Origin of the sequence: Kribbella catacumbae DSM 19601 (assembly GCF_000372465.1) — a bacterium.
Classification (GTDB): Bacteria; Actinomycetota; Actinomycetes; order Propionibacteriales; family Kribbellaceae; genus Kribbella; species Kribbella catacumbae.
This window is the reverse complement of the sequence record NZ_AQUZ01000008.1, coordinates 51367-74763: the sequence shown is the minus strand read 5'-3', so window position 1 is coordinate 74763 and position 23397 is coordinate 51367. Positions and strand designations below refer to the sequence as shown.

Annotated in this window: 3 protein-coding genes; all 3 read right to left on the bottom strand. The window is 68.3% G+C overall.

Annotation, left to right across the window (positions count from 1 at the left end; all coding sequences use genetic code 11):
• Nucleotides 1-120: 120 nt before the first annotated feature.
• The 3 genes from A3ES_RS0111010 to A3ES_RS46885 are packed head-to-tail and all read right to left on the bottom strand — an operon-like array spanning nucleotide 121 to nucleotide 23384.
• Nucleotides 121-22692, bottom strand: a complete 22572-nt coding sequence (locus A3ES_RS0111010) for a WXG100-like domain-containing protein (RefSeq protein WP_020386860.1) — start codon at nucleotides 22690-22692, stop codon at nucleotides 121-123.
• Entirely contained in the window at nucleotides 22693-23061 is a 369-nt protein-coding gene (locus A3ES_RS0111005; RefSeq protein ID WP_020386859.1) for a hypothetical protein, read from the bottom strand.
• The gene (locus A3ES_RS46885) at nucleotides 23058-23384 is read right to left on the bottom strand and encodes a YbaB/EbfC family nucleoid-associated protein (RefSeq protein WP_020386858.1); all 327 of its coding nucleotides are present in this window, start codon (nucleotides 23382-23384) and stop codon (nucleotides 23058-23060) included. Before A3ES_RS46885 ends, A3ES_RS0111005 begins: the two co-directional genes overlap by 4 nt.
• Between the last annotated feature and the right edge of the window lie 13 nt (nucleotides 23385-23397).

Here is a 23397-nt window from a genome sequence, read left to right as displayed (position 1 = left end):
ACCGCCATTCCCGTTGCACCCTATCCGATCAGTGACCGTAAGTATGCCCATGTGCACGATACGTGATGGCTTGGGCCAAAGAGCGGAGGACTTGCCGATCGGCGACGGCTCGCCGCGTTGTTAGTGATACCGGAAGTGCTGCCAGCGCAGATCCTGGTCGATCAGAGTGGCTTCGACGACCCGTGCCGCCAGCCGCACGGAGATCTCGTACTCCCGCTCACCGACCTGGCCCATCCGCGCGCCGAGGAACCCACGCAACACCAGCTCCGCCTCGACCCGCAGCGCAGGGGTGATGCGCCCTTGGTCCAGGGGAGAGGTCGCCCAGAACAGGGCCTCCATAGGAGCGTTCCCCTCGCCAGGCTGAGGAACACCACGCCGTACCCTGCCGCCGTCGACGGCCACCGTGTTGACCAAGGCAGCCACAGCCGCGAGTTCGAGCCAACCGCACCGAGCGGCGTACCGCCTGTCCAGATCGAGGCTCAGCCGATCCGACACCGTGATGGCCGGATCCAGTGACCCGGGTTCGAAACTGACTCTCGAATACATCCCTTCGGGAAGCCGCCCCAACCCGACGGTCACCGCAAAAGTGTGACCGGACAACTTGACCCTGAAACGATCCGCACCAGGACCTGGATCGGCAACCAAGACCTCCACCTTCGACGTATGCTCCCGCAGCCACTCCCCGGCCCACCCGGCGACCTTTCGGGCAACCGGCGCCTCGGTTGCCGGCGACAACGCAGTTCGTGCCGGCCCGGCTGGCGTCGGCTCCAGCCGGGCCGCGCGTACGTTGTCCGGCGCGTCTGCTGGGATGCTGGCCGTCCAGTCGGTGCGTTCGTCCTGGATGACCTCGATTGCTCGTAGGGCGGTGTCGGGGCGGCGTTCGTCGATGGTGAAGGCCACCGCGGCTTTTGCGAGCAGGCGGGCCGAGCGCATGTAGTCGGCGGCTCGGATGCGCAGTACTGCTTCCACCAGTTCGGTGCCGGGTGCCGTCGCCCGAAGCGCGACGAGTGCTTCCTGAGCCGTGTTCTGGATGTCGTGCTGCTCACTGATCAGCAGGAGGTGCTGGAGTGCGTGATCGGCTCGCATCCGCAGCGGGTCCTGATCCGGACCGTTCTTGCCGAGCAGGTAGGCCTGGAAGGTGTCGAAGGCGCGCTGGGCCGCGTCTGTCACCGGACTGATCCAGCCCGAGGCAGCTTCGGCTTGTATTTGCTGCAACTGCGGGCCGTCGCTCGCCCAGCTGGTCATCGCCTCAGTGATCGCGCGAGTAGCCCGCTGCTGGGCCGGTTCAGTGCTGTCGCCGTACCAGGTGGCAACGCTGTCGAACGCCTCAGCCGCCAGCCGGCTGGCAGCACCGAGTCCCACGGCCGGAGCAGCAGCTAGTACCGCGCGCAGGGTGGTCAAAGCCGGATCGGACTCAGTCGCCGCAAGCACTGTGGACGCCCAGATCAGCAGCGACGCCGCCTCGGTCATGGTGCGTTCGCCCGACCAGAACGACACGATCTGCCAGGCAGTCTCCGCCGCTGCGCCCTCTGCCCTGGCCGGTTCGTCAGTGGACCAGACCTGCGCCGCCGCGGTCACCACCAGCTGGATCCATCGCGCTGAAGCCGCCCGGTCGCGCGCAGACGCGGCCATCAGGTCCAGGGACAGCACTGCCGCGGCATCGGCGGCAGCCCTGGACGTGGCCTCTTCGTCTGGTCCGAGGCCGAGGTCCATCGCCTTCTCCAGGCTCGTCACCGCGGCCTGGTCCAATCGATCGCCCAGCGACCGGGCCGCCAGCAAACGGTCCACCGCATGGTCGATCGCCCGCGGGCGTTGCTCCTGCTCGGCCAGGAACACGACTGTGAGGGCGGCCACTGCCTTCTGCATCGCAGTACCGTCGGTTTCGGCGGCAGGGCTGAGGCGTGGGGCAGGAGCGATCTGGTGTCGGGACTGGTCGCTGTCCGGAGTGGTCGATCCTGACCAGGTCTTCAGAGCGTCGTGCACGAGCGCGATCGCCTGCTCGGACTCGTACCCGAAGCGCGGTGCGTACGTGGCGAAGATCAACCGCTCCTCCGCCTCAGTGCGAGCCACCCGCGCCCGCTCGGCGGTCCTGGCTCTCAAGAAGGTGGCCACCGCGGCGACCGCCACCTCCACCTCGCCACCGGCCTGGGTGTTCTCGATGCCCCGTACGCCGGCAGCACGCGCGGCCAGCCGGATGGCACGGCCGGCCCGCAGCCTCATCGTTTCGCTGTCCAGGCGCTCCGCGCGGGTAAGCAGGAACAGCTGCAGCGCGCGGTCAGCTCGTCGGCGCAACAGCTGGTTGGCTGGGACGGTCTCGTCGAGCAGGTAGGCGTCGATAGTATCCGCTGCCCGTTGTGCCGCTGCGGCGACCGAACCCGACTCTCGCGCTATGTCGAGTACCTCACGGTGGACGACTGCCTCAAGCGGGCGAGCCTGCTGCAATATCTCCCCGGCCAACTGCTGGGCCCAGGCCAGGATCGCTCCGCCGGCGGCAGGTACAGACCGCCGGGCCAGCTCCCACCACCCGCGCTCGGCGAATTCGTCCAGCTCCTCCACGGGCATGGACAGACCTGTTCGAACCACGGCCGCCGCCAGACCCCGTACCGGCTGCTCGCCGGGCGCTTCCGGTCCGGCGGCGATCATGGCCAGTGCCAATGCGTCCCGCGCGTCGGCCACGGCCGCGGCCCTGGCGGTTCGGTCCGGCCGAGAGGCGACCCGCAAGGCGTCGAGCGAGCTGCCCACCGCGGCGGCCATCTGCTCCTGGCCGACGGCAGGCGCCTGCTCGACCAGGCCCGAGATCCGGTCCGCGTCGCCGGTGACGCTGGACATCCAAGTGCGGATGCGCGCCGCGACAGACTGGTCCAGCATCGCCAAGCGCTGGTCCGCGCCCTCGGTCCCCGGAAGCAAGCCGAGATGGGTCACTGCGTCCAGCAACGCGAGATCAGCCCGGACCCCGGCGGCCGGTTCCGACTCCGGCACACGATCGGCTGCCCACCCCAGCAACGCCAACTGGGTCTCCCGGCCCCAATCATGCGCCGACGGCCGTGCGCCGTCCGCACGGGCCGGCCCCGGAACAAACACATCCGCCCCAGACGTCCGCAACTCGCTGAGCTCCCGTAGCTCGTGACCGACCGCAGACAACACCTCGGCATCCCCGACCAACAACGGCGACACCGTCACTGTCGTACCGACCCCACCCTCAGTCGGCGCGAACCCAGCCAACGCATGATCAGCCACCACCCCGACCCCGAACACCACCTCGTGGGACTGCCCGGCCCGCCACACTCGCCAAGCCATCGCGTCGATCGGCTCGATCCGCTCGAGCCCGGCAGTACGAGCGAACTCGGCCAGCTCGATCAGGTCGCCGGCCAACAGGTTCCGCAGCGACCGCTCGACGTCGGCGACACGATGCTGGGTCCGGCCCTCGGTGGTGGCCATCCGGCCCAGTGCCGCCGCGTTACCGGAACCGCCGTCGTGGCCAGCGGGAAGCGCTGGCGGTGCCGACGGGCCAGTGGCAGGCGTTTGGGCCAGCCAGCTCAGGCGGGCTGGGACTGCTCGGGCGTGATCCGCGGTGAGCGTTCGATAGAACTCCACCTTGGCCCGCAACGCCCGCGCACGGACAGTGTCACGAGCCATCCACGACGGCACCCGGCGCCGCTGCAGCTCGTAGACCAGGTCAGCCGCAATATCGACCAACCGACGACCGGCCTCAGCCTTGGCCCGGACGTCGGCGGCGGAAATCGGCCCGTACCGGCCAGAGGTCGCCTGCTCGACCTTGGCAGCGATCAGAGCCGCATTCTCAGCCTCCACACCGGGCCGGTGATGGCGTCCCGGCCCCCAGGTCAGATCCATCAGGTTCCGGGCATGCAACGGATCGTGATGCAAAACCGAATCACTCACCGGATAGCCACTCGGCCCACTCAGCCGCACCTGCGGGTCGACCCCATGCCGCTGAGCTGCCGTGGCGTACTGCGACAGGGCGTCCGAGATCGCGATCAAAGTCTCAGCCAACGGCGCGATGTCGTGGTGGCCGCCATCGTCGAGCAGCCCCTGCAACCGATCACGCTCCCCGTCGAGCCCGCTCAGCTCTTCCAGCAACCGCAGCAGTTCCGGGCTTTGCCGGTACCTCTCCTCGACATTGCCGGCGAGATGATCGTCAAGGTCGCGATACGCGCCCTCGATGAAGGCCGCCAGCGGAGTACCGGCCGGCAGGTCGCGGGATCTCGGTCGTCTGCCGTCGACCAGGTCCTGGAACCGGCCGACGTGATGGGTGAGGTAGTTCGCCGCGGCCCGATCGCGCTCGACCTCGTCCGCGGAGCGGCGTTCAGTGCTGCGATCCCGCTCGGCGAAGTCCTCCTGGACCCGCATCCGTCTGCGCAGGTACTTGGTGTAGTAGCTGACCGGCTGCCAGAGCCCGGCCACCCACGCCAGGTCGAGATAGACAGGATCGAGGTCGTAGGCATGCACCATGGCAGCGGCCACTCCGATGCCGGCACCACCAATCGCCACGGAGCCGAGCACGTACCACCGCCGGCCAGTGCTGGCCTCCCTCTCCGGGTGCAGGACAGGGCTCCACGGTTGCTCCGGCGGGATCTGGGGAGCCACCATCGCAGGCAGCGACGTCGCCTGTCCTTCCTCGGCGGCGCGCTTTGCCCGCAGCGTCTCGAGAATCTCGTCGAACCGCGCTAGGACGGGGTCGGTGATCAGGTCGGACTGCGCCTGGATCTCGGTCCGCAGCAACTCCACCCAGTTGTGCATGCGCCGGTCGACCGCGTGCCGGTTCGCTTCGGCAAGCAGCGCCTCGATCACCCCGGACACCACTCCGATGGCACCCAGCCGGACCAGTGCCTCCAGCAGCGCCGCGCCAGCCGAAGCGAGCTGCTGCTGAACATAGATGCTGGCGGTCCGTTGGGCGAACGGTACGGCGCTCATCAGTAGCTCGCGCGCGGCGAACACCGCCTTGGCAGGCACATCGCGTCCCGCCTGCCCGATCGGCCCTTCGAGATCCCAGACCGGCTCCAGCAGGTGCGCTCCGCCGGCCGGTAACTCGTTGCTCAGGGCCCGTAGCCGCTCGAGGGCATCTGCCGCGAGACGCATGTCGCTGACCAGTTGCCGCCAGCTCCGCCATTCGTAGTCGCGGGCACGACGCTCGTCGTCCAACCGCGCCTGCAGACGAGCGAACCGGTACTGCGCGGTGCCGGCGACCGCCGCCGCAAGCCCGATGATGGCACCAACGGCGACCGGTGGCACGACTATGGCCAGTGGAAGTGCCGCGGCGGCAACCGGTACCGCGGTGCGCAGCGGAAAGGTCCACCAGGGCGCGGTTGCCGGCGGAACAGTGATACCGGGTGGCGTGAGCGGTGCCCGCCGCGGATTCGGCCCCTCCGGTTGCCATCCCGCCTGACCGGACACGGTTTCGAGCAGTCGCTGGTACGGCGTAAGGACCGAGTCGACGAGGCCCGCTCGTTTGCGCGACCTGGTGATGTCCTCCAAGTCACGCCGATAGCTGCGACGGTCGGACTTCGCTCGCTCGTCCGCGGCGTCGGTGTACCGGTTCACCAGGGCGCGGGCGGGCCAGGCGAGCGCGGTACCGCCGAGGACCGCGGCCGCCAGCCCCACCCGACCGCTCTGTACGAGCACGACGGCGGAGACCACGCCGGGTGGCGCCGTCTCGACGAAGCCGAGGACGAGCTCGCTGCGGATGCTCGGCAAAGCCGTGACGCCGTTCTCGATGACGTTTTGCAGGCGTTGCGCGAGCCCGGGCTTGAGCGCGGCCACCGCCGCGCTGAGCTCCGACGGCAGCGCCGCCCGCAGGTTGCCGTCGACGGATTGCAGACCGAGCGTAGCCGCCAGCTCGGCGAAATCGCTGGCAGCTGCTCGCCGCTGCCACCACGATGCGGCCTGATCGCGTTGCGCGACGAGGCTGGCCAGCTGAGCGAAGACGTCGGCCACGGCCTGCCGGTCTTCGGTGTCCATCCAGAAGGCGAAGTCCTCCGGGCCCAGCCGACCGAGCTCGATGGCCTCGCCCGCGCCGTACCGGTCGACGAGATGCCGCAGCAGCGGCTGCTCGCGAAGGAGTTTCAGCCGCGCTGGGGAGTCGCCATGTCCGGCCAGCGAGGCCGGCTGGGCGGCGAACTGCTGGAACAACCGGTGCAGGAAGGCGTCCACCGCGCGGTGCTCGGACGGAATGACCTCGCCTGCGGTGACGTCGGCGTTCGACGGCTTGAGCCGGCGGACGGCCGGCGTCCCCTCGATAACCAAGTCTTCGATCCCGTTGAGCCAGGGCAGGAGATTGTCGGCCACCCAGACTCGAGCCGGGTCCCGGCGCAGTACCTGCTCGACCCTGTGACGAAGGTCGGGCGGCAGCGGTGGAAGGCCGTGAGGTTGCTTCTCGTCCTTGTTCATGTGATGCAGCAGGAGCCGCAGCTCGCTGCGCAGGTTCGACAGATCGTACGGCCTGGAAGACAGCCCAGAGCCGAGGCCTTCCACCTCGAGCTGGGCCACCAGGAAGGCGACTTCGGCTCGCCGGCCGGCCCAGGCCTGGTCACGGCGCGACTCACCCTGGTACGCCGCCACCACCTGCGCCGCGGCGTTGGCAAGGGCCCGTCCGATGATGTCGTCCTGCGCTCGTGGCGACAGGGTGATACTGGCCCACGCCGCGGAGCCGTCGAGTTGTTCCCAGCGGATCGGGCCGGCATTCGTGAAGTCGCCGGTCACCTCGAACTGGGTGCTGATCACTTCGCCGGAGCTCAAGCCGATCGTGAACCGGTCCCCAGTGATGGCGACCCTGCGTACCGTGGCCTCTGACCGGCCTTCCTGCGCACGCGCCACCGCCGCTGCGATCTCAGCCGGCAGACCGTGTGCCGTCGCTCGCACAGCCGCCGGGGCAGGCTCTGTCCGGCCGTCTCCGCGGAACCTGCTGCGATGGATACTGCCCGGACCACCTCTCGCCTGCTCGCGGTACGTGCGAGCCGGCCGCCCGACTTGGGCGACAGCCGTTCGTTCGATTGCTCGGCCGAGCCGGTCGGCCGCATCGTTCCGGTTGCCGATGGTGAGTCCAGACTCGCTCAGCGCCGGGCGCAGTTCCTCGAGCAGCAAGGTGGCCCACCACGCTCGCAGTACCTCCGGCTGACGCTTGGACAGGAGGGCGAAGGCGGCTTCGGGCTCGGACAGCCCGGCCAACTTCGCGGTGGATCTGGCGAGCAGATGCGGGTAGAAGGCCTCCTCTCGCAGGGCGGTGACCCGGTCGAGCACGGCCTGCCAGTCTCCGGCCTGCAGTACCCGCGGCCCGAAGTGCTCGAGGAGTGCCTGGCTGACCGCGGTCAACGCGGCTTCCTCGGTCGGGTAGCGATCGCCCGCCAGCGCCACGACCGCCCGGCCGTCCTCTTGTTCCCCGACGTACACGCCCTCGACAAGGTCGTGCACAGCTGCCCTGGAGATCTCGACCAATTCCTCTTCGACCTGCACGACGTGGAGTTCGACGTCGATCGGCCACTGCGCGCGTTGACGATCCAGGAGTCGCCACAGGTGCGCGGCGGTCAACCCCGTCGGTGCCTCGGCACCTCTCGACGGACCGGCAACGCGATAGTGCGGGTCGGTGCCTGCGCCCTGCCGCGGTGCTTGGCCTGTCTGCATCACGGCGGCTGCCTGTTCGTGGCCGGCGACAGGCGTGTGGTGGACCGTGCCTGCGATCTGGCCTGCATCGTCGGTGACCCAGGACATCCAGCTTCGCAGGCGTGCCTCAACAGCCGGATCAAGCATCGCCAGACGCTGGTCCGCGCCCTCCGCCCCCGGCAGCAGGCCGAGATCGATCACCGCATCCAGCAAAGCCAGATCAGCCCGAACCCCCGCAGCCGACTCCGACGCCGGCACCCGATCAGCAACCCAACCCAGTAACGCCAGCTGGGCTTCCCGGCCACGATCATGCGGCGAAGGCAGCACGCCATCGGCGCGGGCAGGCCCAGGCACCAACACATCCGGCCCCGCGTTGAGCGCGCTTTGTTCAGAAGGAGGTAGCTCGCTGAGTTCGCGGAGTTCGTGGCCTACCGCGGACAGCACCTCCGCGTCGCCGATCAGCAGCGGCGACACCGTTACCGTCGTACCGAATCCGTCCGGGGCCGGCGCGAAGCCGGCCAGCGCGTGACGAGCAACCGGCCCGACGCGGAACGCCACGTCGTGCGACCGCCCGCCGCGCCACACCCGCCAGGACATCGCGTCGATCCGATCGACACGGTCGAGCCCGGCGACGGAGGCGAACTCGGCCGGTCCGATCAGTACGCCGGCCAGCAGGCCACGCAAGGAGGTCTCGACCTCGGCCACGCGTTCCTGTGTGCGGCCCTCGGTCGTCGCCATCCGGCCCAACGCCGCCGCATTGCCCGAAGCGCCACCATCGGTGACCGGAATGACGGGCGGAGTGGACGGACCCGACGCCTGGTGGGACTGTCCGGTCGGCGCCTGCCCCGGTCGCGGACGCTCCTCGGTCGGGAAACGCAGCCCCGCGGAGAGGTCCGTCGACACCTTCAACTCTTTCAGAGCATCCCGGATGGTTTCGCTGAAGGACTTCCCGGTACTACGAGACGCGTGCAGCGCCCGGAGATCGATCCCGTTCTCCTCAGCCAGTTGGACCAGTCGTGGATGCACTGTCGCGAAGTCCTCGGCGAACCCGCCGTCCCGCTCGTCGCCGTGCAGTCGACCGTCCGGCGACACCACGTAGGAGCGATCCGTGCCATCGGCCTCCGTCACCGTCAGCCGCAGTTCGACGCGGCGCTCGTGAGCTCTCGTCAGCGCGTCGGTGAGCACCCGCGACGGTTGGCGCGGATCGGCTATCACCCACGGACGCATCGTGAGGTACTGCGAAACCCCACTCCGGCCGGCCGGCCCGGATCCTAGAGACTCCTGCTCGGCGCGCATCGCGTCGTACTGGTGTTTGAACATGGTCACGTAGGCCTCGCCCGTCGCGGCCCACGGCTTCTTGACCTCATCGCGGATGCGCCGCTCGCCACCGTCGTTCAGCAGCCGCTTCTTCTCGAACCACAGGTTGTAGCCGACCCGCAGCCGGACGATGACGACGTCGTCCCCCTTCTCGAACCGGGACCGTTCACGGCGTACCCCTGACGTGTCGCTCACCCGGTCGGTGACCTGTTCGCCGACGGAGACACCCCCGTTCAGGCCTTCCCTTTGGAGCGGGCTCCCCTCACTGCCGTTGGTGGACAACCCACCGGACAGCGGCAGCGCCCGGCCGAGAGAGACCGCCGTCGAGGTCGTGTGCTGGCTCCGGTTGACCTGCCCGATCTCCGAGTCCCCCATCGGCCCGGCGACCAGTTCGGCGTCGTAGACCTGCGCCTGAACCCTGACCTGAACGACCTGGCGAGGACGCCCCGGAACCGGCAGCGGCACGAGTCGGTAGCCGTCCTCCGTCGCCATCGCCGGGAACTTCGCCTTCCGGCCCGACGCGGAGAACAGGTTCTCCAGCTCCACCCGGTGCACCCGTCCTCCGAGCTCCTTGGCAAGCGCGTCGACGAGTTCGTTCTTGCGCGCGTTCCCCCGCCCGAACGCGACAGTTCCCGCGACCTTGTAGTTGCTGGGCAACCTGACCTTGCGGTGATCGACCAGCGAGGTCCGCGGAAGCACGGAAGTCTCGTGGCTGACCAGAGCCGCCGGGATCAGCTGGACCACTTGGCCCGACAACTCCACCGACTCCGTCTGGTCTACCGCGTCAGCGCGGCGTACGGCACTCTCGATTCCCCGGCGCAACTGGCCACTGGTTTCGACGGGCTCCCCGACCACCTCGATCTCCAGCAACAGCTCGCGCTGGATCCTGGCCATCGCGCCGAAACTGCCCTTGCGCTTGAGCTCGGTCAGCTGTGTACCCACAGTCGCCCGAACGCCACCGGAGCGGTCGGTCCCGACCGTGCTGGATCCGCCGTGCCCTGTCGAGTAGCTGCCGCGGACGCCTGTCGCCTGGCCGCCCGCCTCGGCGTGGGAGGCTTCCTTGTATTCGTAGTCCTGAGCCAGGGCGACCACTTCGGCGGTCTCCCCGAGGCTCTGCGCCGTGTCTTCCTTGAACCACGCCTTGATCCGGACGGTGATCTTCTGCTGAGTGCTGCCGTCCGTCGAGGTCGACAGGTAACTCCGGACGAACCCGCCGGGATCGAGCATGTCGTCGATCCGGCCCCACCAGCGCTTACCGGCCAGGTCGACGTACAGGCTCTCCGCGAGGACCAGGTCCGAGTCGGCCGGGTGGCCGAGGACCTGTGACACCAGTCTCGTCACGCTGTCCAGCAGCCGCACCGGCCCCTTCTGGTCGGAGAGCCCGGCACTCTCGACAAGGCTGTCCCCCATCGTCGTCTCGTCGTACTCGGGCAGGCTGACCTTCTGGACGGTGGCGACCACCTCCTCGGCCTGTACCAGCACCTCGTCCAACCTCTGCTCTGCCACCGCGAGTCCCACGGCCTTGCCGAGTTCCGCGGCCATCACCTGTGCGCTGTGCTTCTCGGACAAAACAGGGATCGGCTCACCTGCGGCTACCGCGGCGGTCCGCGCGGAATGGTACCGGCGAATGAGGGAGGTCAGGGTTCCGCGGTCGATCGACACCTTGCGGTTGATGAACCGTTCCACCACATCCGCCACCTGATGCAGCGGCAGGTCGAGCTCATTGCTGGCATAGAAGCGCAGGGCATCCCGCTCCGGTAGCTGGAACAGGGCCATCCCGTCCGCCGATTCGGCCGCGATCCTGGTCGCCAGATTGCCCAGCACCGGGCCGTCGGTGACCGCGAGCTGGAAGTCCACCGCGGCCTGGAAGACGTACTGCCGGCCGACCTCGATCGTCAGCCGTTCGTCACCCCAGATCTGCAGGCTGCCGCGGGATTGCGACACGTTGCTCGACCTGCTGCCACCAAGCTCGCCCGCCCGGCCCCCCGCCCCACCGCCCAGAGAACCACTTAGCCCACTGCCCGAGTTCGTCCCGCGGTCCGAGCCGTGACTGCCCATAGCGAAGTTGATGTCACCGCCCACTCCGTCGGTGACGGCGACGAACTTCGCATCGTGGATCTCGCCTGTCACCGAAACGCCGGCCACCCGGGGCACCACTCCGCCACGGACCACGGTCCGGGTCCGGTACGCCGTCTGCGTCCACTCCGGATGCGCGATCAGGTTCCGCGGATTCAGGAAGGTCGCGACATGCCGGCGCGCGATCGGATCAGCACTGATTGCCGCCGGCAACTCCTTCTGCAGGTCGCCGGCACTCAGCCCGAGCAGGATCCCCCGATCGAGAATGTTCGACTTCACCTCGCCCTTGATTGCCACGGACGGCGTACCGGCCGGCGTCTCGTCGGACGGGAGGAGGTCGCTGTCCATCGAGACGCGTGCGCCGAAGCCCTGGGCGCCATGGTGGACTTCGTGCCCACTCTCCACCTCGGTCACGGTGAGCGTGTGCGGAACGTGGAACACCGCTACGGGTGAAGTGCTTTCCACCAAGGTCACCTGGTTGGCCGTGCCGCCGCTGGACCAGCCGGCCGAGCGGCCCCGGAGCGACCAGTCGCGAGCGAATCCGGCCTTCCCGAAGCCCGACGGGCTCCCGAGCTGTGCCGCGACTCTGGCGGCCAGCCCGACCGATGTCGATCCTCCTCCCGACCGGCCGGCCGTGTTCGACCCGATGCTGAGGATCACCACCGACTCGCTGGTCGTCACCTTCGGCCGACCAGCCTTGCCGAAGTCCCGCGCGACGTCGATCCGCAGGGTCCGGCTCTCCGCCGCGTGGCCGAGCCGAGTCCGGACCACCGTGAACTCCAGGCCGGTCTGGGCCGCGATGTCGTACCCGGTCTCCAGCCGCAGGGCGCTGAACTGCGCCCGGAGCTCGGTCAGGTTGGCGAGCTGCCCCCGCCATTCCACCGGATCTGTCCCGGCCGGCCGGGACAGATCCGGTACGTCGTCGACGTCGAGCCGCGGCAGGTAGCCCTGCTGGCTCAGATACCTCATCACGTCCCGCAGGGCCTCGTCACCGCCGGTGAAGGCCTGGACCGCCCACGGCCCTGCTCCCCCGAGCTCCTTTGCCCAGTCCGGAAACTCCAGCCGACGGCCGGGGACGATTGCCTTGGGCGACGGATCGCCGTCGATGGACTGCCGGCCGTCGACCAGCAGTGGCTCGCCGTTCTCGTCCTTTCGCAGGACTTTCGGGTCCACTGCGAGCCCGTGGCGATACGCTTCGTTGGCCTTGAAGCGGAGCAGCGCCTCACTGTTCCCCTTCACCACCGTCACCACTTCATCGCGCAGGACAACTTTGACTTCGTGGTGGATGAAGGTGTGATAGCCCTGCGTCGGTCCGGTGAACCGCTGGACGCCGACGTGGATGCCCACCCCGCCGGCGCTCTGCGACGCCGACCGCCCGGTCCGGTAGCTGGCGCTGACCGTCGGCGGTTTGAGGTCGAGCCCGAACCCGAAGAGGTTGTGGCCGGCCAGGCCGGCGATCCCACCGTCGACGGAAGCCGAGCGACCGCGACCGAACGACTGGTTCCCAGAGGCTCCGCTGAAGCCGACCCGCAGGGCCTCCTGCCAGTGTTCCCGGCCGGCGGCGCCGAGCGGTTCGGCGGATCGCACCTCGGACCTGAGCTCCAGGTGACCGATGACCTCGCCGTCGACCAGCAGCGGCCGGATCAGGGCCGTGCCGGTCGACTCGCGGAGCTCACCGGGCAGCTCGTAGGTGATGGCGTTGTGGATCTGGTCCCGGACCACCGTGCCGAGCTTCGCATCGACCAGGCCCTGGACCCGGTCGCTGATCGCCTCCAGGCCGGAGATCGCTCCGACCACATGCTCGGGCAGCTGGGGGTTCCGCTCCGCGGCCGGAAGCTGCACGGTCTGCTCGGGTGCGGGGACCGTGTAGGAGTGCGCGATGTACACCTTCAACTCGGACTCGTCCCGCGCCGCTCCGGTGTTGACCGTCCCCGCGTCGATCCAGCCGCCGCGGTCGGTACGGACCTCCAACTCCCAAGCGGCCGAACCGCCGAACAGCACCGACTCGTCACGGTTGTCCTCGACACCGCCGCCCAGCGCGTACTCGATTACATTCGCGATCACCGACCTGACCCGGCTGACAGACCACCCCAGCTTGAGAATCAGGAACTTCCCGAGCTGCCACACCCACGATCCCTCGGACGCCCGGGCCAGCAACTTGGCCACGTCGAATCCGCCCTCGGCCCCCACCTTGGTGGTAGCGGTGATGGACAGCGATCGCCCACCCTGCGGCAGCTGCCCGATCATCGTCTCCGACGCCTTCGCCGGTGGGTCGAGCACCTCGGTCAGGCCGGCCGTCCGCAACCTGATCCGCAGCTCGCCCGCGCCGTGGCCGACCCGCAGTACGGCGCCGTCGCGGCCGGCCAACTGGCCGAACTCGGCCAGCAGCCGGCTCTGCAACGTGTCGGCGGTGAACGTCTCCTTGATGCCCTGGGCAACCAAGGTTTCGTTGATCTGCTTGGTCAAGGTCGTCAGCCAAGGGAGCCGGCCGGTAGCCATCCCGGTCGTCAGGGTGATGTCAGGCGGCGCGATTTTCGCCATCGTGTCCAGGTACTGGCTGACGTGACCGGCCGCCTCGCGCGCACGCGCCTCCAGGCCGGCGGGCAACGATCGCAGTGCCAGATAGCCGGCCGTGGCTGCCTCCAACTGCCGAAGCGCTTCCTCGTACGACGCCGCGACCGCGGCGTGCCGGTCGCGGGTCACCGCCGCCTTGGCCGCATCCCGCTCCGCAGCACGCCGACGCGCATGCCGGCCGGAGTCCTTGGCATCCTCCTCGTCTGCCAGTGTCTTGCGCGCTGTGACGATGGCTGCTTTGGACGCCTCCACACTGGCCCGCTTGGCTTCCAGCCGCTTGGCCACGCCTTCGATGACAGGAGCCAGCAGCTTTAGCTGCACGTTGAGCTTGGCAGTCAGATCGGCCGACGGACCGTGCGCCCGAGCCGCGTCGACAACCGCCTCCGCCCTGGCGGTCAAGTGCTTGCTCCGAAGCCCGTTCCCGTTGTCTGGTACTGCGGCAGCGGGTAGGTGGGTGTCCGGAACCGTGATGGTCGCAGGAGGCAGTGCCGCGCGGTACTGCTGACCGGACTGGGCCAGCCAGGTCAGGCGAGCTGGTGCTGCTTGGTCGTGCTCCGCACCGAGATATCGATAGAAGTCCACCTGCGCCCGCAGCGCCCGCGCGTGGATCGTGTCGCGGGCCATCCACGACGGTGTGCGACGTTGTTCCAGGTCATAGACCAGCTCGGCGGCGATTTCGACCAGGCGCCGGCCTGTCTCGGCCTTCCCCCGGATCAGGGTTGCGGACAGTTGCCCGTAGCGACCGGAGGTGGCCTGTTCGATCTTGGCTGCGACGAGTGCGGCATTCTCGGCGTCGACGCCTGGTCTGTGGGGGCGCCCCGGCGACCAACTCAGGTCGGCGAGGTTACGGGCATGCAGTGGATCGTGGTGCAGGACGGAATCGCTGACCAGGGTGCCATTCGGCCCACTCAGCCGCGCATGCGGATCCAGCCCGTGCCGCTCCAGCGCCGCGGCGTATTGCGACAGCGCCGCCGAGATCGCGACCAGCGACCCGGCCAGCGGCGCGATGTCTTGAGCGCCGCCGTCGAGCAGTCCCTGCAACCGGACACTTTCGCCGTCGAGTCTGGTCAGCTCTTCCAGCAACTGGTCCAGTTCCGCGCGACGATTCCCGTCCTCGAGGATGACGGCGAGTTGCTCGTCGAGGTCGCGATAGGCGGTCTCCAGGAAGGCCGCCAGCGGAGTACCGGTCGGCAGTACGCGAGACGCCGGTGTGCCGCTGGCGATCAGTTGCCGCGCGCTGCGCTCCGCGTAGTCGCCGGCGCGACGCACGTCGTCCAGCCTCGCCCGCCGAAGATGCAGCCCGTACTGCGCACTGCCGACGACCGCCGCTCCAAGCCCGATCGCAACCCCGACGACAGCCGGTGGCGCCACGATGGCCAAGGCCATGGTGCCCGCGGCAACCGGTACTGCGTTGCGCAACGGAAAGGTCCACCACGCCGCGACCGACCGCGGCGCGGTGAGCTGAGCCAGCGCGAGCGGCGCCCGCGGTTGGACCGCCTGGTCCGCTGCGAGCGGTGCCCCCGGCGGAGTCGGTCGGCCTGCTTGCTGTCCACTGTTCACTCGTCGCCAGACGGTGGCGCGGTCCTCCACCACGCGCCGGTGATCGGCCCAGCCGGTCTTCGCGCGCCGGTCGGCAGCGTCGGCGTACCGGTTGATCAGGGCGCGGGCCGGCAAGGCGATCGCAGTACCGCCGAGGACTGCGGCGGCCAACCCCACCTGACCGCTCCCAGCCAGTGCTCCGGCGGAAACCGCTCCGGGCAGCGCGGTGTAGACCGAGCCGCCAAGGTTCGGCAGGGACGCCAACCCGTCGATGAACCGTTGCATACGCTGTGCGACCCCACCGGTCGGCCCGGGCCGGTTCGCTGGCGCGCCACCTCTCGACGGACCGGCGGCGCGGTAGTGGGGATCGGCATCGGCGCCCTGCCGTGGCGCCTGGCCGGATCGCATGGCGACCGCGATCCGACGGGCAGTGTCGTGGAGCATAGCCAGGCCGACCGTGCTGGGCCAGACTCGTGTCCTCCAGAGCGCGGGACCCAGGACGTTCGACAGGAACCCATGCCATAAGGTCCGCACCGGCCCGGCTGGCGGTACGGTCAGCGCGAATTCGATGTAGGCGTGTTCGGCCAACTCGCGGACCTGTGCCAGCTCCTCGGGAGAGAGAGTGGCCCCGGCTCGGCCGCCGTCGAGAAACGACCGTTGGACGGCGGTCAGTTCGCCGAAGAACGGCGCGATCCGGGCATCGTCGTACCGATCGACCAACCAGGCCAGCACCCTGTCGTGGTCCGCCCGCGGCAGCACGCGGAGCCCGCCATGCTGCAGTTCGTGGTGGATGGTCGTGTCGACCTGCTGCCGACTGTCGAGGTGTTCGGCCACCAGATACACCACATGGCGGCCGTTCTCGTTGCGGTAGAGGCCAGCAACCGGATGCCCCGGCGCGAGCCCGGCCGACTGTAAGGCTGCTATGTCCGGCACTACCCGGATCTCGACCGACTCCGACACCCGCAGCTTCGCCCGCACGTCCGCCGCCAAGCGCTCGACCTCTGCCACCGGAAGGCCTGCTGGTGAAGAGTGAGGCCGCTGCGGCTCGGTCGCGGCAGCGACGCCGTTGCGGGCCCAAGCGATCCAGGCGTCGAGGACTTCGAACCCGGTGTTTGCCAGACCATCCAGCCTGCGAATGCCGTTGATGTCATAGGCAACGAATCGTCCGGCCCGGTCGATTCCGAACTGCAGATCGAGAGGTAGCACGCGGTTCTCGGCGCAGAACGCCCGGAAGGCTATCAGACTGTCCAGGCTGGCCCTCGTCGGGAGACCCTGACGGCTAACCGGCGAGTCCTGATCGGGCCCCCAGATGTCCCGGCTGATGGCCTGATAACGATCGGCCACGAAGGCCGGGCTGCCGAACAGTGTGGTCCTGCCATGGATCGGCGCGATGACCTCCCGCCCGCCAGGCATTTCGTACAAGCGGTTCGTCCAGCCGATCTGCTCGTCCAGCGCCGCTTCCGCGTTCGGCAGGGCGACGAGAACGACCTTGTCATAGAGCGCGAAGGCCGCCTTCGAACCGCCGAAGCCGAGGAGCGTGCCCAGATGCTGCTCGGTCAGTTCGATCTGCCGCGCCGTCGTGCCGGTTCTCAGGATGACCTTGCCGCCCTCGATCCCGATCTGGCCCTCGTGCTGCAACGTGGAATCCTCGACGGCCATCACCACCTGCCAAGGCGAGGTCTCGTCCGTTGTGCGGACGACAATGTCCAACTGCGCGATGTTCGCGAATCTCTGCGCCAACTCCGTAGCCGCAGTGCTCGGCCGATCGACGTCCAGCACGTTCACCCAGTCGGGCCACAACCCGCTCAACGCCGCGAGCTGATGCGGCGACACTCTTCTGCCCCCGACCAGGAAGTGCTGCTCCTCCGCGGCCGTGATCCGGATCCGTTTCACGGCCAGACCTTGGGTGCTTCGCCCCAAGTCCCGATCGATCAGCTCGGCGAGCGCCCGATCATTCGGGCTCCCCAGCAGCAGGTTCTGGTACGGGTCCGCCGTGATGGCTTGTCCCAGTGGAGACAGAGCGGTCGGATCGGCAGTATCCGCCGGCGTCGGCTGGGTGTCCGGATCGGCCGGCATCTCGGCCCGCGGAAAGAGCTTCTCGCGGTTCGGGTTCCGGCTCGGCCGCACGGCCGGCGTAGTGGCAGGCGGCGGCTCGGGCCGGGCGCGGAGGGCATCGCGGTCGTAGCTGCCGAGGTCGACGGTCTTCAGCGCGGTGTATGCCGCGTCGACGGCCCCGGCGCGCTGATCGGCGCCCTGCTCGGGTTTCCGCTGCCCGAACTGCTCCGCAGCCTGTACTACGTGGTCGGTGAAGCGGGTATGAATCGTCTCCGCGGAGTCTGCGAACTTGATCTCGACGTCGCGGAACTCGCCGAACGCGTCGTTCAGCTCCGCGGTACCGGGAGCGAAGAACCCGTCCCGCACCGTGGTGAGCACGAACGAGCCACGATCGCCCAAGGTGACCACGTAGCGTCGAACGTGGTTATCCGGCGCAGGCGAGATGGCGTCGATCCGGGTGATCCCCGCGTCGCGCAATCTCCCCTCATCGAGAAGCGGCATGCGTTCGCCCAGAACGCCACGGCCCGATGGCTGCGCAGCGTTGGCCGGGGCGGCTTGCCCGCCCGGATCGCCGGCCGTGACACCGTGCGGGTGACCCTCCGCGGTACGGCGTAGGAGCTCCAGCTTGTCAGCGGCCCCGCCCGGCCTCATCCAGCTGTCACCATCAAGGTCAGGCGGTCCGTAGCGGTAACGCGGCCGGTTCGACTCGGCCGGGTCCCGCTGCGGTACAACGGTGTGAGTCACTTGCCCAGGAGACTCGGTCCGCTTGCCCTGGTCATCGGGCTGCCCGACGCTGTCGTTCTGGGACGCTGGTTGCAGATTCGAGAGCCGTTCCTGGTAGTCCCAGTGCGCTCCGAACTGGAGATTCTCCTCAGCCCTGCGCAGGTTGTCGTGCGCTCGGCGGAGAGCCTCACCGGTCTGGTGCATGGTCTGCTCGGCGCTCCGCACGTCGGCTGCGACTGCGGCGGTGGCTATTGGCGCGCTCGCGCTCGCCTGGGCAGCGACGGCCTGCGCGTGGGCGATTGCAGCCTCGGTGTAGATCCGCTGTGCGGAGTCGCGGCTGGCAGCCTGCTTCTGGTAGGCGGCGGCTATTGGCGGCGCATCCTTGTGGTTCAGGAACAGTGCGTCTTGTTTTGAGACGTAGACGCCGGCCTCGCCGGGCGCTCCCTGGCGACCGACCCGGTTGACCGCCTGGATCGTGCCCCGGGGCGATCCCTCGTCACGGTAGCCGACTCGCATCGCGATTCCGCCTTCGGCCGCCTCAATGTTCTGCTTCGGCTGGCCGCGCAGCTCGGGGATTGTGAAGACCCGGGCACCCGGCGCCGCTACTTGGTGGCCCTTGAAGGTGGCCGCTGCGGGGTTGGGGTCGACCCCACGCCCCAGCACCCTGCCCCCAATGGTGACCATGCCCGGCTGGCCGGCGTCCACGAAGAACTTCGTCATCGAATCGGCGTAGGTGCCCGCAATCATGAAATCCGCCTGCTTGCTGGAGTTGAGGATCTGGATCTGGATCTTGCCCTCATACCCCCGTTCTCGGATCCGGTCCACCAGGCGCTCGTTGACGTAGGCGATTTCGCCCTCGTGGTCGGTGCCGATCATGTTTGGTCTGCCGGTGCTCGGGTCTCCGTCCTTCGCCATATCGGCGATGACCTCATCGATCACCGCATCCCACTTCTCGGCCCAGGTGTCGACAACCGTGTCGGGCTTCATCTTCATCTTGGGTGTGTTGAATTGATCGATCTCGACCACCCGGCTGACCCTGTCGGGCCCGAGGAGTTCCCGGATCTGCTGCTCGCCCAGCTTCGCAGTACCCGACATACCACTGACGCGGTCATAGGACTTCAGCAGTTCACCAGTGCTGATCGCATTACGGTGTTTCGGGTCTGCACGGATCTCCAAGCCGTGCTTGGCCTCGAGTGCCTGCGCCACCTTGGACCAACGTTGCTCCGTCAGGGTCACCGAGTCCATCAGCGGCCCGAAGTCCTTGCTGATGATGAGGATCTTCTCAACGCCGTCGATCACCTTGCGCAGGTAGTGCTGGTTCTCCACCAAAGTCCAGCGGGCCTCAGCATCGGCCTCCAGACGTTTGACGAGTACCTCGAAGCGGCGCGTGCCAACCCGGTCACCGACCAGTGCCTTGAACGCCTCCCTACCGCCGGGGGTGAGCTCGGGCTTCGACTGAGGCTCGGTCAGGCCCCGAAAAGCAAGCTCGGCCCCATCGTCGAGGATCCGCTTGGCAAAGGCCGGGTCCACCCCGAGATGGGCAGGGTCGAACCCTTCGTCCAGGATTCGCTTGACCAGGCGTACCGCTGCTGTCTCTTTGGCACTGGCGATTCCGCCCCCGTCGGAGCTGTGCGTGTAAAGCTGGTTGAACAGATCGATGACCACCGCGTCGATCTCGTCGACGATGGCGTGTTTGCCCGGGACCCGGTGGTTGGCGCCCATACTGTGGCCGAAGGCGGCCGCATCGCCCACATAGACAGTCGTCCGGGTCGGTGGAGGCTCCGGCCGGTTCACATTCACCATCCGGACGTCAACGCCGAGTGGTTCGAGAAGCTTCCGGAACAGGAGGTGGTTCTCGGCGGCGAGGTGGGGTGCCGACGTGATGAAATGGACCGGACCGTCTGGCGCGGCCATCCCGAGTGCGAGCGCGGCAAGGAGTGTCTTTCCTTCTCCGGTGTACATGTCCGCCATCATTTTGGCTCGCACCACGAGGCTGGCTTCGACCTGCGACACCCGCAGCGTGATGCCCTTCCCGTCCCCTTTCCCAGTGCGCTCGATACTCTCGAAGAGGGCGAGGAACCGGTTCTCCTCCGCATTCAGGTGCTCCCAGCCCTCCAGCCGATACTTATCCTGATACAGCCGTTGAGCCTGGTCGGGGGTGAGGGCCGCACGCACGCGGTTGGTTTCCGCGGCCAGCCGCACCAGCCGCGCCGACTCCGCCTTGTGCCAGGCATTCTGCTCACGCTCATCTGCCTTGCGGGCTGCCGTGGCGTTGTCTTGCGCGCTTTTGTCAGCTGCTACGGCCTCATCTCGCGAGGTGCTCGCTTCCTTGAGCCGCTGGCTTGCTTGGTCGAACTCGTTTTTCCTGGTTTTGGTCAGGTCGCGGGCTCCCTCGGCTGCCTGTTCAGCCGACTCCCGCCGCTTGGCGACCCGTGCTGCGGGCTCGCCATCGGCCCGCCCTGCGGCAGACTGTTCGGCGCGCTTTGCAGCCACTGCGGCGGCGATCTCGCGAGCGGTTTCTTGGTTGCGCGCCTTGGTGAGGTTTTTATTCGCCTTGTCGCGTGCCACCTCCTGCTCGCGGAATGTCTTCTGGGCCGCTGCGAGGTCTTCAGTCGCTTGGCGCGCCTCGAGCCGGGCCTGCTCGGTCGGCGGCGCCTTCCGGGTAGTGACAACATCCAGGAGCGCCTTCTCGCTGGCGAGCGTCTCTTTCGCCAGGCGCTCCACCGTCATGCTGTGCACCAACAGTGAGTCCTTGCCGGACTTGCCGGCGACACCTTGCTCCCCGGCCTCGACTTCCGCAAGCCTCTCTTCAGCCCGCCTCTCTTCCGCCCGCCTCTCTTTCACGAGATCATCGTGTTTTGTCGTAGCCTCGGCGAACCGTGAGGTCGCCTCAGCCATGGTCACGTGCTCCGGCTGGTAGGCAAACCGGCCGGTTCCGGACCCGCCGATGTGGGTGGTCGGGTCGGTGGGCGCAGCTGTGGTGCCATCGCGCGGGCCGCCGGGCCGCCCACCGTCGGGACCGCCGTCCGACGGTGGACGGCCGATATCCTCGGCGCTGCGACCGGCGTCCTTCGCGGCGCCCGGCGGAGAGGCCTGCTCCCCCTCGGCGAGCGCTCCCTTTCCTTCCGTTTCAGGGACGCGCTGCCCCTCCGATTCAGGGACGCGCCCCTCCGTCCCAGGGACGCGCTGCCCCTCCGATACGGGGACGCGCTGCCCCTCCGTCTCAGGGACGCGCTGCCCCTCCGTCCCAGGGACGCGTGGTCCGGACTGCTCGGCTGGCGCTGCTTTGCCGACGGGGTCGGCCACCGGATCTGCCTTGCCGGTCTGGCCGGTGGTTGCTTCCGGGCGGGTGTTCGCTGGGCCTTTCGTGGTCACCTCCGGATTGGTCGGGGGCAGCTTGCCCGGACCATCGCCGGGAACACTGGCGGAAGGAGGCTTCGGCGGGGGCGAGGTCGTGCCCTCTCCCGTCGAGTTAGCGGTCCTGCTCTGCGGGCGCGCAGACACGTCCGCCGCTACCGCTGCCACAGCAGAAGGTGGTAGGGCGCCCTGTACGCCGACCGCCGCATCCTGCTGGCTAACCTGCTCAGCGGCTGGTTTCTCTGCCCTGACCTCGGCTGCAGGCGCGGTTTTGGTGCCGTCGGCAGTAGCGGCGTGATCGGCCACGGCCTCGGGCTTCACGACCAGTTCGGGTGGGTTAGGTCCGTCCGGCGGTGGCCGATCTCCCATACCTTCGATCGCTCTCGATTCCGGGAGCTTCATGAGCTCCACCGGCGTCGCGTCGGGATGGCTCGGCCGTTCGGCAGGTGATCCGAAGGGGTGGGTGGGCATGGCGGCACCCATCACGGCAGCTCGCCAGAAGTCTTCCCCGGTTGGCCTTTGGCCAGTGACGATCAAGTTGGCGGCCGGCATGCTGGCTGCCATTGCCGTCGCGCCCATGACCCGTCGGCCGGCCCAGCTCCAGGCCTCGGTATTCAAGAACCCGACTTTGCTGACCGCGGCCTGGCCCATCTTTGCCACCCCTGCTCCGGCCACGATTGCGATCGGCAATGCCCAGGCCGTGATCTTCGTGTAAGTCCAGGTCTCCTCCCCGTTCCAGCCTTCCTCATGCTGGTACTTGCCGCCGGCAACGATCTCTCCCCGGCCGTCCTGACCTGTGGTGAGGCCGTAGATCTGGGCCGCTGTGTTGGGGCCGAGCCCGAACAGAACTGCCCCACCACCGCCTACAAGGATATTGCGAAGGGGCCCGGGCGGGATCGCCTTGATCTTCGCGCCGGTCCCGACCTTCGCCTTGTTGGCGGCTGCGCGGGCGGCACCCTCGGTGATGGCTTTCTTGGATCGATTCGTGATGAAGTCCCTGAGCAACTTTCTCAACGTGTTTCTGAAAGCCAAAGAGATCAGCTTACCGCCCGGAATTGCGTACATCGCGACGCCGATGATGACCTGCGCCCAGATCATCATCTTGGTGCGGGCGATGGTGTCGGCCTGGTCGCGCAGGTACTGAGCGAGGTCCCTGGCGTTCACGGCGATCGCCATGATCCCGCCGAAGTCCTTGCTATTCACATAGTTGGTGAGCTGGCCTGCGAGCGCCCGGCCGCCCTCGCCGTTCCACTCCGCCTCGAGAGATCTCGCAGTCTGCAGTGCAGTCTGGCCGAGCTGATCGACCAGGTGTGCCGCGATCGCGTCGTACTGATCGGCGGCCCGGCGCAGCGCGTCCTCGTCACCTTTTGGGTAGTGGTCGGGATCGACACCGACAATGGCACCGAAGAACTCGACGATCGGCCGAGGCCAGCCCACTCAGCTGCCCGTCTCGCCTGGGGTTGCCGGCAGGATGGTGCCGTCGGCCCGGAGGCCGAGGTCCGCGGCCTTGACCGCTTCGGCGTTGTGGCCGTCGGTCTGCCGGAGCAGGTTAGCGCCGCCCGAGACCCCGTCGCCGATGTTGACCAGGCTCGTTTCGAGCGTCGCCCCGGCGTCGGCCAGCCCGTCCGCCAGCAGGTTGTAGCCCTCGGAGATCTGGACGCCCATCTCGTCGCTGCCGCAGGCCTCGGCGATGCCGGACTGGCGGAGGTTGTCCAGCGAGGTGGTCAGCCAGTCGCCGCCCTCCAGACCGAGCAGTCGGAGGCTCTCGGCCAACCGATACACGGCGAGCAGGTTGACCTGGGTCACGAAACCTGCTCCTCGAACTCGCGGTAGGCGGTCGCGGCTTTGGCGGCCGCGGCGGCGTTCGCCTGGGAGACGGTGGCCAGGATCGAGGCGGCCAGCGCCTGCACGTCCTGCTCGCGGTAGATGCCGGGATCGAATTCCAGCCCGCGCAGCTCACCCCGGCCGGTCACGGTGACCTTGATCAGCCGGTCGGCCGAGACCGCTGTCGCCGTGATCGCGTCGAGAGCGCTGTCGAGTTTGCTGCTCGCCGACGTGAACCGCTCGAGTTCCTTCTCCAGGCCGAGCGCTGACAGTTCCTGGCCAAGCTTGAGATGCGACAGATCCATGGCGATACCTCCT

Excerpts from the sequence above, each read along its gene's own strand:
- A3ES_RS46885 (WP_020386858.1), bottom strand. The coding sequence starts at position 23,384 with ATGGATCTGTCGCATCTCAAGCTTGGCCAGGAACTGTCAGCGCTCGGC.